This window comes from Frigoribacterium sp. CFBP 8754 (assembly GCF_014841815.1).
In the GTDB taxonomy this organism is placed as follows: Bacteria; Actinomycetota; Actinomycetes; order Actinomycetales; family Microbacteriaceae; genus Frigoribacterium; species Frigoribacterium endophyticum.
In genome coordinates this window covers 787249-801397 of record NZ_JACYUO010000002.1, presented here as the reverse complement: position 1 = coordinate 801397, position 14149 = coordinate 787249, and the positions used below count along the sequence as shown (strand labels likewise).

Sequence of the window (14149 nt, the reverse complement as noted above, 5' to 3'; positions counted from 1 at the left end):
CGTCCGCCCCTGGAGGTGGGTCAGCCTGGAGCCATGCCGTTCCTCGACCTCGCCGCCTGGCCGCCGGGCGCCGCCGCCGTGTTCCTCGCGGCCTGCGTCTCCGCGGTCGTCTCCGTCGTCAGCGTCGGGGCGACCGTGGCCGACGCTCGCCGGTCACGACGCCGCCTCGACGCCGCGACCGTGCGTGAGCAGTGGTGGACGAGGTGGTCGTGGACCCTGGAGAGGTGCCTGGGGCCGGACGCTGACGATCGGCGGACCGGGGTCGCCATGATGCGGGTGCTGCTTGCGCTGCCCTGGGCGACGAGTGAGGATGATGACATCGCAGCCGTGATCTCATCAGAGATCGAGCACGCCGACCGCGACCACGGAGACGGAGGAAGGCCATGACCTGGGATCGTCACGACCACCCGGAGACGATCGAGATGGCTCGTGCCATCCTCGCGTCGGTGGATGAGCGACGGGCGCGCGACGCCGCGCAGAAGGCGACCCTCCGGGGCCGCCTCGGCCGCTGGCTGCTCCGCTCCGAGCAGCGCTCCCGTGCGGGCTCGCGCTCCGTCGACCCCTGGCCGGCCCGGGGGCCCGCCCGCCGCTAGGCGCCCTTCGCGGGCGTGCCGTCGGGCAGGGCCGGCCCCTCGACCGCCGCCCGCCACCGCCCCGAGGCGACGTGCTTCACCATGACGTTCACCGTCGCCGCCGTCGGCACGGCGAACAGCGCGCCGGGGATGCCCGCGACGAGCGACCCGGTCGCCACCGCGAAGACGACGGCGAGCGGGTGCACCCGCACCGCGCCTCCCATGACCAGCGGCTGCAGCACGTGCGCCTCGAGCAGGTGCACGAGCAGCACCCCGCCGAGCATCACGAGCGCCTGCACCGGGCCCGCGACGACGAGCGCGAGCAGCACGGCGAGGGCCCCGGTCACGATCGCGCCGATGACGGGGATGAACGACGCGAGGAAGACGAGGATGGCGATCGGGATGGCCAGCGGCAGCCCGAGGAAGGCCGCGAACAGCCCGATGCCCACCGCGTTGGCCGCGGCCACGACCACCTGCACCCGCACGAACGACGCGAGCGTCTGCCACCCGGCGAGCCCTGCGCCGTCGACGGCCGGCCGCGCCGCGCGCGGGAAGAGCGCCACGACCCAGTGCCACACGCCGCGGCCGTCGATCAGCAGGAAGATCGTCGCGAACAGCGTCAGCAGCCCGCCCGCGAGCACGTGCCCGGCCGCGGAGCCGATGGCCGCGACCCCGCTCAGGATCTGCTGGCTCGCGTCCTGCAGGGCCTGCCCGGCCTGGCCGACGTACTGGTCGAACTCCCGGTCGGTGAGCTGCAGCGGCGAGGTGCGGAGGAACTCCCGCAGCGCGTCGTACGACGCCACCCCCTTCGCCGTCAGGTCGTCCGCGCCGGCCCGGACCTGCGTGACGACGAGCACGAGCAGCCCGCCGACCACGACGACGAGGCCGAGAAGCGCGATGACGATCGCGAGCCAGTGGGGGAGGCGGCGGCGCGTGAGCAGGCGCACGACAGGCTGCAGCAGGGCGCAGATGAGGATCGCGATGAGCAGCGGCACCACGATCTCCTCGAGGGTCGCGATCAGCCAGCCCGCGACCGCGAGGCACCCGGCGACGACGAGCAGCCGCCAGCCCCAGGCCCCCGCGAGCTGCATCGCGGGCGGGACGGCCGAGGCGGCCGGGGGCGAGGGGGCAGGCGGCGCGACCGCGCCCGCGGAGGCGACCGCCGCCTCCGGCGCGACCGTCGCGGAAGGAGCCCGGGGAGGCGCGACCGACACGTCGAGGTCGGCGGAGCCCGTCGAGGTGGCCGCGTCGTCGTCCGCGCGCCCGCGGTGCCAGGGAAGGTGCATGTCGTGCAGTCTCTTGGCGGGATCCGATGGAACGGCTGTGAGTCCGCAGACCCGCGCGTGCACGCGCGCTGAACGGCCAGGCCGCGAGGTGCCGTGACGCCTGCCGTAGCATCGTCCCGGTCCGCGGCGCTCGCCGCGGCGGAGCCGTCACGGGCGAGGCGAGGAGGCGCGACATGACCCAGCGGGTCACCATCGTCGAGGTCGCCGCCCGCGCCGGCGTCGCGATCAGCTCGGTGTCGAGCGCGCTCAACGACCGGCCCGGGGTCTCCGACCAGACCCGGGCGCGCATCAAGCAGGCCGCCGCCGACCTCGGCTTCGTGCCGAACGTGCGCGGCCGCTCGCTCAGCTCCGGCCGCGCCTTCACCGTCGGCCTCGTCGTGCACCGCGACCCGTTCGTCCTCGAGAGCGACCCGTTCTTCGGCAGCTTCATCGGCGGCCTCGAGTCGGTGCTCGACCCCCGCGGCTGGGCGCTCATCCTGCAGATGGGCTCCGCGGCCGACGAGACCCTCGACCGCTACCGCCGCCTCGCCGCCGGGCGGCGCGTCGACGGGGTGTTCCTCAACGAGCTCGTCGTCGACGACCCGCGCGTGCCGCTCGTGCAGCAGCTCGGCCTGCCCGCCGTCGGCGTCAACCCCGCCCCCGGCTTCCCCCTGCCGGCGGTCCGGCAGGACGTCGCGGCGGGCGTGCGCGAGCTCGTCGACCACCTCGTCGGGCTGGGGCACCGCCGCTTCGCGCACGTCGCCGGGCCCGCCCGCTTCGTGCACGCCGTCCACCGCGTCGAGGCCTGGCAGGAGTCGCTGGTCGCCGTCGGTAACGACCCGGGCGTCGTCGTCGAGGCCGACTTCACCTACGACGGCGGGCGTCGGGCCGCGGCCGACTTGCTGTCGCGCCCGGAGCGGCCCACCGCGGTCTTCTGCGCGAACGACCTGGCCGCCATCGGCTTCATGGCCGAGGCCGACCGGCTCGGCGTCCGCGTGCCCGACGACGTCAGCGTCGCCGGGTTCGACGGCATCGAGCTCGGCTCGTACGTGCGCCCCGCGCTGACGACCCTCACGACGACGCCTCGGCTGATCGGGGCCGAGGCCGCCCGGCTGCTGCTCGCGGCCGTCGAGGGCCAGGCCGGGCCCGACGCCTCGGTGGCGCCGGCCCGCCTGCTCGTCCGCGACTCCACCGCCCCCGCCGCGCGCTGAGCCCGGCGCCTCGTCGGCCGAGCCCCTTCCGCTCGGTGCCCGGCCGTGTTAGCTTCCTGTCTACCGAAACGTTTCGGTAACCATCAGCCACGCCAGCCAGACCGCCACGACGACGAAGTCGGAGCCCCATGACCCCCGCCAGCAGCAACACCAGCACCGACGCAGCCCGTCGCCTCGAGCCGCTCACGCCCGACGCCCTCCGCGCCGTGCTCGACGACGCGCTGGTGCACGAGAACGAGCAGACCGGCGCCCTCGCGCAGCTGACCTTCTCCGGCCCGGCCGCCTACGGCCCCGACCGCCCCGACTGGGCCGTCGGCCCGTTCGAGCCCGACCCCGCCCTGACCTTCACGCTCGAAGGCCAGTGGAGCGACCCCGACGGCATCGGCTGGACGAGCTCGTCGCTCTACAACCCCTCGATGGTCGAGCACGACGGCACGCTGCACCTCTTCTACCGGGCGTCGCCCGTCAAGGAGAGCCTCGGCAGCCGCATCGGCCACGCGACCCTCGACCTCACGGCCCCGGGCGCCTCGTGGGTCGACGACCCGGCCAACCCGGTCGTCCGCCCGACCGACGACCTCGAGCTGCTCGGCACCGAGGATCCGAAGGTGTACCGCGCCGAGGGCCGCTGGTGGCTGTTCTACAACGGCGTCCACCCGATCACCGAGGAGGCGCGGGCCGCGTTCCCGAGCACGGGCTACCCCGTCGGGGCGGTCGGCTGCGAGATGATGCTCGCCGTCAGCGACGACCTCGTGACCTGGCAGCGCCTCGGCCCGATCGCCCCGCCCGAGCAGACGCGGCTCTGGGCGAAGGGCGCCGTGGTGCCCCGCGACGAGCACGGCGAGGCCGTCCGCCTCGGCGGCGAGTACCTGATGTTCGTCAGTGAGGGCTTCGACGGCGTGCTGCACGTCGGCCGCTCCGACGACATGCGCACCTGGGCCTTCGAGCCGGTCGACTACCTCGACCTGTCGAGCGTCGGCGGCCACCTGCACGAGGTCGCCGCGGCGATCGTCACCGGCGACGGGCACCTCGTGCTCGACGTCTTCCACGACGTGGACGGACGTTTCGCCGCGAGCCAGGCCCTCTACGACGTCGCTCGCCCGTTCGAGCAGCTCGCCCTCACGCCGGGCGGCTCGCTCAGCTGGGGCGGGCTCAGCCGGGTCGACGGCCGCTGGACCTTCGCACAGGGCTGGGACGCGCCTCCCGGCCGCCGCGAGCTCTACGTCTACCGCGAGGCCGCGGGCCCGACCCGCGCCTCCTGACCCCCGCCCGCGCCGGCTCGCCGGTGGCGGCACCCCCTCACAGCGCACCACCCGATCAAGGAGAACACCGTGCAACGACGCACCACACTCATCGGCGCCACCGTCCTGCTCGCCGGCCTCGGCCTGACCGCCTGCTCCGGCGGCGGGGGAGGCGGCGGCGACGCCCTCACCGCGAAGGGCCCGATCACGATCTGGTACTCGAACAACGAGTCGGAGGTCGCCTGGGGCAAGGCCGCCGTCGAGGCCTGGAACGCCGACCACCCCGACGAGCAGGTGAAGGGGCAGGAGATCCCGGCCGGCAAGTCGAGCGAAGAGGTCATCGGCGCCGCCATCACGGCCGGCAACGCACCCTGCCTCGTCTACAACACGGCCCCCAGCGCCGTCGGCCAGTTCCAGAAGCAGGGCGGGCTCGTCGACCTGTCGAGCTTCGACGACGGCGCCGACTACGTCGAGGAGCGCAGCGGCGACCTCGCCGAGCAGTACCAGGACGCCGACGGGAAGTACTACCAGCTGCCCTGGAAGTCGAACCCCGTGATGATCTTCTACAACAAGGACCTCTTCACGCAGGCCGGCCTCGACGCCGAGGCCCCCGCGCTCTCGACCTACGACGACTTCCTGGCCACGAGCAAGACGCTCGTCGACGCGGGAGTCTCCGACTACGCGATCCACCCGGCGCCGACCAGCGAGTTCTTCCAGACGCAGTTCGACTTCATGCCGCTCTACGCCGCGGCGACCGGCGGCACCGGCCTCGTCGAGGACGGGAAGGCCACCTTCGCTGACGACGAGGGCGAGACCGTCGCCGGGTTCTGGCGCGACCTCTACGACCAGGGCCTCGCCGGCCAGGAGCAGTACACCGGCGACTCGTTCGCCGACGGCGAGGCGGCGATGTCGATCGTCGGGCCGTGGGCCGTGAACGTCTACTCCGACGTGAACTGGGGCGCCGTGCCCGTGCCGACCGAGGACGGCACGCCCGCCGACGAGACGTACACCTTCAGCGACGCGAAGAACGTCGGCATGTACACGGCGTGCGAGAACCAGGGCACCGCGTGGGAGTTCCTGAAGTTCTCCACGAGCGAGGAGCAGGACCGCGCGCTGCTCGAGACGACCGGCCAGATGCCGATCCGCACCGACCTCGCGACGACGTACGCCGACTACTTCGAGGCCAACCCCGCCTACGCGCTCTTCGGCGACCAGGCGGCCCGCACCATCGAGGTGCCGTCCGGCCCGAACACCGTCGCCGAGCTGCAGGCCCTCCGCGACGCCTGGTCGAAGAGCGTCATCTTCGGCGAGGGCGACGTCGACCAGGCCCTCGGCGACGCGGCCACGAAGGTCGACGAGCTCGCGGCCCAGGGCTAGGCCGTGTCGACCCTCAGCGCCGAGCCGGCCACGCCGGCGGCCGGCGGCGGCTCCGAGGAGGCGCCCCGCGCCTCCTCGGGTCGCCCCCGCCCCGGCGGGGCCCGGTCGGGCGGTCGCGGCCCCGTGCGTCGTCGTCGCGGCGGCCCGCTCGGCAAGAACCCCCTCGGCCTGCTGTTCAGCGCGCCGTACCTGGTCTTCGTGCTCGCGGTCTTCGCGTACCCGCTCGGCTACGCGGTGTACATCGCCTTCCACGACTACTTCTTCACGGCCCCCGGCGCCCAGGTCGAGCGCCCGTTCGTCGGGCTGCAGAACTTCGTCACCGCGTTCACCGACCCGGCCGTGCTGCGGTCGTTCGCCAACGTCGGTGTGTTCCTGGTCATCAACGTGCCGCTCACGGTCGTGCTGAGCATCGTGCTCGCGACGGCGCTCAACAAGGTCGTGCGGTTCAAGGGCTTCCTGCGGGTGGCCTACTACGTGCCGTACCTCACCGCGAGCGTCGCGGTCGTCGCGGTGTGGCTCTTCCTGTTCAACGGCAACGGGCTCGTGAACCAGGTGCTCGGGCCGCTGGCGCCGTCGCCGTCGTGGCTCATCAACTCGGCCTGGGCGATGCCCTCGATCGCGCTGTTCGTCACGTGGAAGCAGCTCGGGTTCTACATCCTGCTCTACCTCGCGGCGCTGCAGAACGTGCCGAAGGAGCTCTACGAGGCGGCGTCGAGCGACGGTGCCGGCGTGGTCAGGTCGTTCTTCACGGTGACCGTGCCGGGCGTCCGGCCCGCGACGGTGCTCGTGCTGCTCGTCTCGACCGTGACGGGCGCGAACCTGTTCACCGAGCCCTACCTGCTGACCGGGGGAGGCGGGCCGAACGGCGCGTCGACCTCGCCCGTCCTGCTGATGTACCAGAAGGGCATCGAGCAGGGGAACCCCGACCAGGCGGCCGCCATCGGCGTCGTGCTCGTCGTGCTCGTGCTCGTGATCGCGCTGCTGCAGAACCGCTTCGCCGGCGGGAAGGAGGACTGACATGTCGAGGTTCCAGGTCGTGCTGCGGGGCGTCGTCCTCGCCGTGGGGGCGCTCGCGTTCCTCTTCCCCTTCTACTACATGGTGATCGGCTCGCTGCAGACGAAGCCCGACCCCACCGTCGCCGGGGCCTTCCCGCACCCGTCGAACCTGACGGGCGCGAACTACGCCGCCATCGACAGCCGCATCGGTCTGCTGACCGGGCTGGTGAACTCGGGCATCTTCACCGGGGGCGTGCTGGTCTGCACGGTCGTCTTCGGCGTGCTCGTCGGCTACGCGCTGGCCGTGCTGCAGTGGCGGGGGCGCGGGGTGACGTTCGCGCTGGCGCTGCTCGTGCAGGTCGTGCCGTTCCAGCTGCTGGTCATCCCGCTCTACGTGCTGATCGCCCGCAACTACGGTCTCAGCGACAGCTACCTGGGCATGATCCTGCCGTTCGCCATCAACTCGACGGCGGTCATCATCTTCCGGCAGTACTTCCTCCAGCTGCCGCGCGAGCTGTTCGAGGCAGCGCGCATCGACGGCACCGGCGAGTTCCGGCTGCTGTGGAACATCGCGCTGCCGCTCGTGCGGCCGGCCCTCGTCACCGCGCTGCTGCTCACCTTCATCGGGCCGTGGAACGAGTTCCTCTGGCCGTTCCTCATCACGAAAGAGGCGTCGATGCAGCCGCTCGCGGTCTCGCTGGCGAACTACATCTCGAACGTCGCCGCGACCGCCGCCAACCCCTTCGGCGCGACCCTGGCCGGGGCCGTCGTGCTCGCGGCGCCCGTGGTCGTGCTGTTCATCGTGTTCCAGCGCTACTTCATCTCGACCGACGTCGGCTCGAGCGTGAAGGGCTGACAGGAGATCCCCGTGACCACCGCATCCCCCACCACCGCCTCCACCGCCTCCACCGGCCCCTCGGGCGGCTCCGCCACCGCCGTCGCGCCGGGCGCCTTCCCCTACCGGCTGACCCGCGCCGGGGTCGTCATGACCCCCGACCCGGGCGACCCGCTCGAGGCCGAGGGCGTGCTCAACCCCGGCTCGGGCCGCGGGCCCGACGGCGAGCTGTACCTGCTGCCGCGGCTCGTCGCCGCGGGCAACGTCTCGCGCGTCGGCCTCGCCCGCGTGCTCGTCGACGACGGCGTGCCCGTCGGCGTCGAGCGCCAGGGCGTCGTGCTCGCCCCCGACCGCGGCTGGGAGCGCGGCGCCACGCACTCCGGCGTCGAGGACCCGCGCGTCACCCGGGTCGACGAGCTCGGCCTGCACGTCATGACCTACGTCGCGTACGGGCCGCTCGGCCCCCGCACCGCCGTCGCGGTCAGCGACGACCTGCGCGAGTGGCGCCGGCTCGGGCCCGTGACGTTCGACTACGTCGACGAGCTCGACACCGACCTCGGCCTCTTCCACAACAAGGACACGACGTTCTTCCCCGAGGCGGTGACGGCGCCCGACGGGGTGCGCAGCTTCGCCGTGCTGCACCGGCCGATGTGGCACATCGGCGCGACCGTGCCGGGCGAGGGCAGCCCGCTGCCGGCGGGGGTGACCGACGGCCGCCACTCGATCTGGATCAGCTACGTGCCGGTCGAGGCCGTCGAGCGCGACCTGCGCGCCCTCGCCCGCTGGGGGCAGCACCGGCCGGTCGCCGGGCCCGCGGCCCCGTTCGAGGAGCTCAAGATCGGCGGCGGCCCGCCCCCGCGCCGCGTGCCCGAGGGCTGGCTGCTGCTGCACCACGGCGTCACCGGCGTCATCGAGGACGCCTTCGCGCAGCAGCAGAACGTCAACTACGCCGCGGGCGGGATGATCCTCGACGCCGACGACCCCTCCCGGGTGCTCGCCCGCTCGGCCGAGCCGCTGCTCGAGGCCGAGACCGACGACGAGCGCGCCGGCATCGTGCCGAACGTCGTCTTCCCGACCGCGATCGAGGAGGTCGACGGGGTGCCGTGGGTCTTCTACGGCATGGCCGACTCCAAGATCGGCGTGGCCCGCCTCGACCGCGCCTGACCCCCACCACCCCGCACGACTCCCACCACTCCGCACGACGAGACAGAAGGAGGCGGTCGACGATGACCGCACGCACCGCACGATGGGCAGGGCTCGCCCTGGCCGCCACGACAGCACTCGCGCTGGGGGTGACGGGGGCGCTGCCCGCCTCAGCCGCGCCTCCGGCCGCTCCCGCCCCGGCGGCCCCTGCGGCTCCCGCCCCGGCGGCCGGCGCGCCCGCGGCAGCCCCGGCACCGCTGACGAACCTCGCCCACCTCGACTTCCTCCTCGACCAGGCGACGCCGGTGCCGGAGGAGGGCCACACCTCCTACCGGCTCGACTCCGAGCCGACGCTGACCCTGCCGTGGACGTACGCCGACGCCCGCGACGGCGGCGCCTTCGCCCGCGTGGGCGGCGGACCGCTCGACCCGGCCACCGGGTACTGGGGCCAGGGGGCGTACAACTCCGACGACGTCTCGCGGGCGGCCGTCGTCTACCTGCGCGACTGGCAGCTGACCGGGGCGGAGGCGAGCCGCGAGAAGGCGTACGAACTGCTGCGCGCGACCGCGTACTTCCAGACCACCACCGGCCCGGCCGCGGGCAACGTCGTGCTGTGGATGCAGCCCGACGGGACGTTCAACCGCAGCCCGGTGCCGGTCGAGCTGCCCGACCCGTCCGACAGCGGCAACAGCTACTGGCTGGCCCGCAGCCTCTGGGCGTTCGGCGAGGGCTTCGCGGCCTTCCGCGACGACGACCCGGAGTTCGCGGCCTTCCTGCAGCAGCGCCTCCAGCTCGGCGTCGCGGCGCTGCAGCGCGACACCCTCTCGCGGTACGGGCAGTACGACGTCGCCGACGGCGTGCAGGTGCCCGCCTGGCTGATCGTCGACGGCGCGGACGCCACGGCGGAGGCGGTGCTCGGCCTGGGCGCGTACGTCGCCGCGGCCCCCGACGACGCCGTCGTGCGGACGGCCACGACGCAGCTCGCCGAGGGCGTGGCCCGCATGGCCTCCGGCGACCCGCAGACCTGGCCCTACGGGGCCGTGCTGCCCTGGACGAACTCGCGGTCGATGTGGCACTCGTGGGCGTCGCAGATGCCGGCCGCGCTCGCGCGGGCCTCGACCGTGCTCGGCCGTGCCGACCTGCTCGCGCCCGCCGTCGTCGACACGGCGTCGTTCACCACGACCCTGCTCACCGCGAGCGGCCCCGACAACGCCTGGTACCCGACGCCGGTCGACCAGACGCAGATCGCCTACGGCGCCGACTCGCGCCTGCAGTCGGCGCTCGCCGTGGCCGACGCCTCGGGCGGTGCCGGGTTCCGGGAGGTCGCCGCGGTGGCCGCCAGCTGGTACTTCGGCACGAACCGCGCCGGGCAGCCGGTCTACGACCGGGCGACGGGCGTGACGAACGACGGCGTGCAGGCCGACGGCAGCGTCAACCGCAACAGCGGGGCCGAGAGCACCATCCACGGCCTCCTCTCGATGATCGCGCTCGACGGTGCGCCCGACGTCTCGGCGCTCGCGCAGGCGTCGACGACGGTCGCCGCCCGAGACGGCCTCACGACGGTCGAGGCCGAGACCGCCACGGCGACCACGGGCACGGTCGTCACGCCCGAGTCGGCGTGGACGGGGGAGTCGCAGCTCAGCGCCGGCTCGGCGTTCACGCTCCGGCCCGGGCAGACCGCGACCATCACGGTGCCCGCCGGGTCGGGGCTCCGCCACGTCGAGCCCGTGCTGCTCGGTGCCGAGGGAGTCGTCTCGACCTCGGTCTGGCGTGCCGGGAAGGTGCCGCTCGGCACGCTGTCGACGCGGGTCGGCGCGCAGGGCGTGACCGGCGCCTCCGGGGCCCTGCTGCCGCAGACGCTGCCCGTGCCGGTCGGGCCGGGCGCCACCGCGGTCACCGTGACCGCCCGGGGCTCGCAGCCCGTGACGATCGACGCGCTGATCGTGCGGCCGCTCGTGCAGCGGCTGTCGCTGACCGGGGCCGGCGGGCGGGCGACCGACCTGGTGTCGTCGACGTCGCGGCTGCCGCTGCCGGCGACGGTCGGGGCATCCGGCACCCGGTCGACGGTGTCGAGCTACGACTCGCGCGGCCGGCTCGTGTCGGAGAAGGCCGTGTCGGGCCGCAGCGTGGTGCTCGTCAAGGCCGGCGGGTTCGTCGTCGTGACGCGCTAGGCCGGCGGGAACGAGAGAGCCCCGGACCGGTCGCCGCGCCCTGTGGTCAGGGTGCGGCGACCGGTCCGGGGCTCGACGCGTGGTGCCGGCCGCACCGCTCGGCTCACGCCGGGCGGGGCGAGGGGGCTACGCCTCGGAGGGGTGCGGCGCCGGCTCGGCGGTCGCGGTGGCGCGGGTGGCCTTCGCGAGGTTCTCGACGAGCTCCGAGCGGGTCTGCGAGACGACGTAGGCGGGCTGGTCGCGCTCGACGCGCCAGCTCTCGCTCAGCGGGCCGACGTTGACGGTGTCGAAGCCGACCTCGTCGTAGAGGCGCTGCACGAGCTCGGCGGCCTCCTCGAAGTCGCTCGAGGTGGCGAGCGCACGACGGTCGGGGTCGCCCGCGGGCTTGCCGTCGGTCGTGATGTCCTTCGCCATGATGTGGTTGAAGCCCTTGGCGACCTTGCTCTCGGGCAGGTGGCGCTGCAGCATGCCCGACACGGTGTCGAGGCCGTTGTCGAGGGCGGGGATCTGCCCGTCGCGCTCGAAGTAGTAGTTGTTCGTGTCGATGACGACCTTGCCGGCGAGCGGGGCCACGGGCACCTGCTCGTAGTTCTTCAGCGGCACCGTGACGACGACGACCTCGCCGGCCTCCGCCGCCTCCTCGGACGTCGCGGCGCGCGCCTTCTCGCCCAGGTCGGCGACGAGGTCGCCGAGGGTCTCGGGCCCGCGCGAGTTGCTGATGACGACGTCGTGCCCCTGGGCGATGAGGGCCCGGGCGACCTGGCTGCCGATGTTGCCTGCTCCGATGATTCCGTATGTGGTCATGTCGTCAGCCAACGCCCGTCGGGCGGCCGCGTGTTCCCGCTCCCAGCCATCTCGGAGGCGGCGCCCAGCCGTGTCGCCCGGCCCGACAGGACGCGGGAGGCGCGTGTCCAGCCCCGAACGGTGCACGGTCTGCAGGCGCAGGCTGGGGGCATGACCGACTCGACCCGCGCTTCCGACCAGGCCTCCCCCTCCTCCGACCCGACCCGCGACTCCGCCGGGTCCGACGCCCCGACGACCGCCGTCCTCTTCGACATCGACGGCACGCTCGTCGACTCGAACTACGCGCACGTCGACGCCTGGTCGAAGGCCTTCGCCGACATCGGGCACCCCGTCGACAGCTGGCGGATCCACCGCGCGATCGGGAAGGACAGCTCGCTCCTGCTCAGCTCGCTCCTCGGCGACGACGTCGCGGAGGCGCGGGGCGAGGAGGCGAAGGAGCGCCACTCCGCGCACTACCTGCCCCACGGCGACACCGACCTGCACGTCTTCGACCAGGTGCCCGAGCTGCTCGCCGAGATCGGCCGCCGCGGGCACCGCGTCGTGCTCGCGACCAGCGCCCCCGAGGAGGAGCTCGAGGTGCTGCGCCCCCTGCTCGACGTCGAGGGCGCCCTCTGGGCCGTCACCTCGTCGGAGGACGCCGAGACGGCCAAGCCCGACCCCGGCATCGTCCAGGCCGCGCTCGACGAGGCCGGGGTCGACGCCGACCACGCCGTCATGGTCGGCGACGCGGTGTGGGACGTCGAGGCGGCCGGTCGGGCCGGCGTCGCCTGCGTCGGCGTGCTGACCGGCGGCATGTCGCGCGCCGAGCTCACCGAGGCCGGCGCGGCCGAGGTCGTCGACGACGTGGCCGCTCTGCTGCGCGGCCTCGACGACAGCGTGATCGGGCGGCTCGGCGCGTGATCGGGCGGCTCGGCGCCTGAGCGCCGACGCGGCGGTCGGACGGCGACGAACCACGTCGTCGCACCCGAGCCAGGCCGCGGCGTGGTTCGCCGGCGAGGACGTGGTGCGTCTCAGCTCGGCTCGGCGGCGGCGCGTCAGCGGCGGCAGAACCAGCGCGCGACGCGACGGAGGCCGCGGCGTCGGCCGGCCGGCGGCGTGCAGGCCCGCCGCGGCGGCGCGGGCACGAAGGTGACCGACCGGCACGAGGTGCAGGTCAGCAGCTCGGGGTGCACCGACAGCCCCGAACCGAAGAACGGGTTCCGCACGAGACGGGCCGGGCCGCCGCACTCGGCGCAGCGGGCCGGGCGGTCGAGGGAGGAGTCGCGCGGGGTCATCGTGTCCTCCTGGTGTCGTCGGGGCGGGCGGTCGAGGAGTCTTCGGGGCGCGGCCGCGCCGGGTTGGGTGCGGCGGCGTCCCCAGTCCGGGTGCCGGGGCGGTGCCGGCGCGGTGCCGACACTGTGCCGGGGCGGTGCCGGCACCGTGCTCGCGCCCACCACGCACGGGCGCCCCGCCACGACCTGCGTGACGGGGCGCCCGTGAGGGAGGCGGTGCGGCTGCCTAGCCCTCGAAGGTCGCGTCGAGCGTGATCTCGACGCCGGTGAGGGCCTTGCTGACCGGGCAGGTCTCCTTGGCGTCCTGCGCGGCGGCCTGGAAGGCGGCCTCGTCGATGCCGGAGACCTCGCCGCGGACGGTGAGGGCGATGCCCGTGAGGCGGAACCCGCCGGCCGAGTCCGGGCCGAGCGTGACGTCGGCCTTGACGTCGAGCGCCTCGACCGTGCCGCCGGCCGCGCCGAGCACGGCGCTGAACTGCATGGCGTAGCAGGCGGAGTGGGCCGCGGCGAGCAGCTCCTCGGGGCTGGTCGAGCCGTTCGCCTCGTCAGCGGCGCGCTTCGGGAACGACACGTCGTACGTGCCGACGCCGGAGCTGGTCATCTCGACCTGGCCCTCGCCGGTCTCGAGGCTTCCGTTCCAGGCGGTGCGAGCGGTGCGAGTGGGCATGCTGTCTCTCTTTCGTCGGTGTGGGTCGGGTGTCGCGGGTGGTCGGAGGAGTCAGGGGGCCGAGGGCCGAGGAGTCGCGGGGCGGCCTACGAGGACGCCGCGCGCACGCTGTCGGCCACCGTGCCGAGGGTCTCGGTCAGGTCGGCGATGTCGGCGGGCCGGAGCCCCGTCGCGGCGCAGATGCTCTCGGGGATGCGCGCGGCCAGGCCGCGCAGGTCGTCGCCCGCCGGGGTCAGCGACACCGTCACGGCGCGCTCGTCGCGACCGCCGCGCGCCCGGGTCACGAGGCCCTGGGCATCGAGGCGGCGGAGCAGCGGCGAGAGGGTGCCCGAGTCGAGGTGCAGGCGCTCGCCGAGGGCGGAGACACCGGTCGGGCCCTGCTCCCAGAGCACGAGCATGACCAGGTACTGCGGGTAGGTCAGGCCGAGCGGCTCGAGCAGCTCGCGGTACCGGGCGGTCAGGGCGCGCGACGCCGCGTAGAGGGCGAAGCAGATCTGTTCGTCGAGCAGGGGAGCGGTCGCCGGGGAGGCGGTGGTCGCCTCCGCCACCGGGGTCGCGCTCGTCGTCGTCATGGTCGTGACGCTACCACATCGCGCACA

General features: G+C 74.0%; 15 protein-coding genes. 10 read left to right on the top strand and 5 right to left on the bottom strand.

Features of this window, described 5'->3' with window-relative positions:
- Positions 1-33 precede the first annotated feature (33 nt).
- Together IFT72_RS10130 and IFT72_RS10125 are read left to right on the top strand one after the other, a co-directional pair.
- Positions 34-387, top strand: a complete 354-nt coding sequence (locus IFT72_RS10130) for a hypothetical protein (RefSeq protein WP_056057164.1) — start codon at positions 34-36, stop codon at positions 385-387.
- Entirely contained in the window at positions 384-593 is a 210-nt protein-coding gene (locus tag IFT72_RS10125) for a hypothetical protein (protein ID WP_167260271.1), read from the top strand. The genes IFT72_RS10130 and IFT72_RS10125 overlap by 4 nt, the downstream gene beginning before the upstream one ends.
- Here the strand turns inward: IFT72_RS10125 and IFT72_RS10120 are convergent.
- Positions 590-1858 carry an AI-2E family transporter gene (locus IFT72_RS10120; protein WP_244634322.1) on the bottom strand — a complete coding sequence of 423 codons (1269 nt, stop codon included), beginning with the start codon at positions 1856-1858 and terminating at the stop codon, positions 590-592. The genes IFT72_RS10125 and IFT72_RS10120 overlap by 4 nt on opposite strands.
- Positions 1859-2031: 173 nt before the next feature.
- Here IFT72_RS10120 and IFT72_RS10115 point away from each other — a divergent pair, with 173 nt between their 5' ends.
- The 7 genes from IFT72_RS10115 to IFT72_RS10085 all read left to right on the top strand — a co-directional run bounded on the left by IFT72_RS10115 (position 2032) and on the right by IFT72_RS10085 (position 10808).
- Positions 2032-3048, top strand: a complete 1017-nt coding sequence (locus IFT72_RS10115) for a LacI family DNA-binding transcriptional regulator (RefSeq protein ID WP_192046307.1) — start codon at positions 2032-2034, stop codon at positions 3046-3048.
- 128 nt (positions 3049-3176) lie between these two features.
- Complete coding sequence (locus IFT72_RS10110) at positions 3177-4307, top strand: hypothetical protein (RefSeq protein WP_192046306.1); 1131 nt, start codon at positions 3177-3179, stop codon at positions 4305-4307.
- A gap of 69 nt (positions 4308-4376) precedes the next feature.
- On the top strand, positions 4377-5663 hold the full coding sequence (locus tag IFT72_RS10105; RefSeq protein ID WP_082514597.1) for a sugar ABC transporter substrate-binding protein: 1287 nt from the start codon (positions 4377-4379) through the stop codon (positions 5661-5663).
- 3 nt (positions 5664-5666) lie between these two features.
- Positions 5667-6680, top strand: coding sequence for a carbohydrate ABC transporter permease (locus IFT72_RS10100; protein ID WP_082514596.1), 1014 nt, complete (start codon positions 5667-5669; stop codon positions 6678-6680).
- Position 6681: 1 nt separating this feature from the next.
- Entirely contained in the window at positions 6682-7515 is an 834-nt protein-coding gene (locus IFT72_RS10095) for a carbohydrate ABC transporter permease (RefSeq protein ID WP_056057158.1), read from the top strand.
- A 129-nt stretch (positions 7516-7644) separates the two neighbouring features.
- Complete coding sequence (locus tag IFT72_RS10090; protein ID WP_192046380.1) at positions 7645-8658, top strand: glycosidase; 1014 nt, start codon at positions 7645-7647, stop codon at positions 8656-8658.
- A 62-nt stretch (positions 8659-8720) separates the two neighbouring features.
- On the top strand, positions 8721-10808 hold the full coding sequence (locus IFT72_RS10085; RefSeq protein ID WP_192046305.1) for a hypothetical protein: 2088 nt from the start codon (positions 8721-8723) through the stop codon (positions 10806-10808).
- Positions 10809-10934: 126 nt separating this feature from the next.
- Here IFT72_RS10085 and IFT72_RS10080 read toward each other — a convergent pair whose 3' ends face one another.
- Complete coding sequence (locus IFT72_RS10080; RefSeq protein WP_244634321.1) at positions 10935-11612, bottom strand: NADPH-dependent F420 reductase; 678 nt, start codon at positions 11610-11612, stop codon at positions 10935-10937.
- A gap of 150 nt (positions 11613-11762) precedes the next feature.
- On the opposite strand from IFT72_RS10080, the gene IFT72_RS10075 reads away from it, so the two are divergent.
- A complete protein-coding gene (locus tag IFT72_RS10075; RefSeq protein WP_082514595.1) occupies positions 11763-12512 on the top strand; it encodes an HAD family hydrolase in 750 nt (249 codons plus the stop codon).
- 134 nt (positions 12513-12646) lie between these two features.
- Here the strand turns inward: IFT72_RS10075 and IFT72_RS10070 are convergent, their stop codons facing one another.
- The 3 genes from IFT72_RS10070 to IFT72_RS10060 form a co-directional block, all read right to left on the bottom strand.
- Positions 12647-12886: a hypothetical protein gene (locus IFT72_RS10070; RefSeq protein WP_056057152.1), complete on the bottom strand. Its 240-nt coding sequence runs from the start codon at positions 12884-12886 to the stop codon at positions 12647-12649.
- 223 nt (positions 12887-13109) lie between these two features.
- Entirely contained in the window at positions 13110-13550 is a 441-nt protein-coding gene (locus IFT72_RS10065) for an OsmC family peroxiredoxin (protein WP_056057151.1), read from the bottom strand.
- 86 nt (positions 13551-13636) lie between these two features.
- Entirely contained in the window at positions 13637-14122 is a 486-nt protein-coding gene (locus IFT72_RS10060) for a MarR family winged helix-turn-helix transcriptional regulator (RefSeq protein ID WP_192046304.1), read from the bottom strand.
- Positions 14123-14149 lie beyond the last annotated feature (27 nt).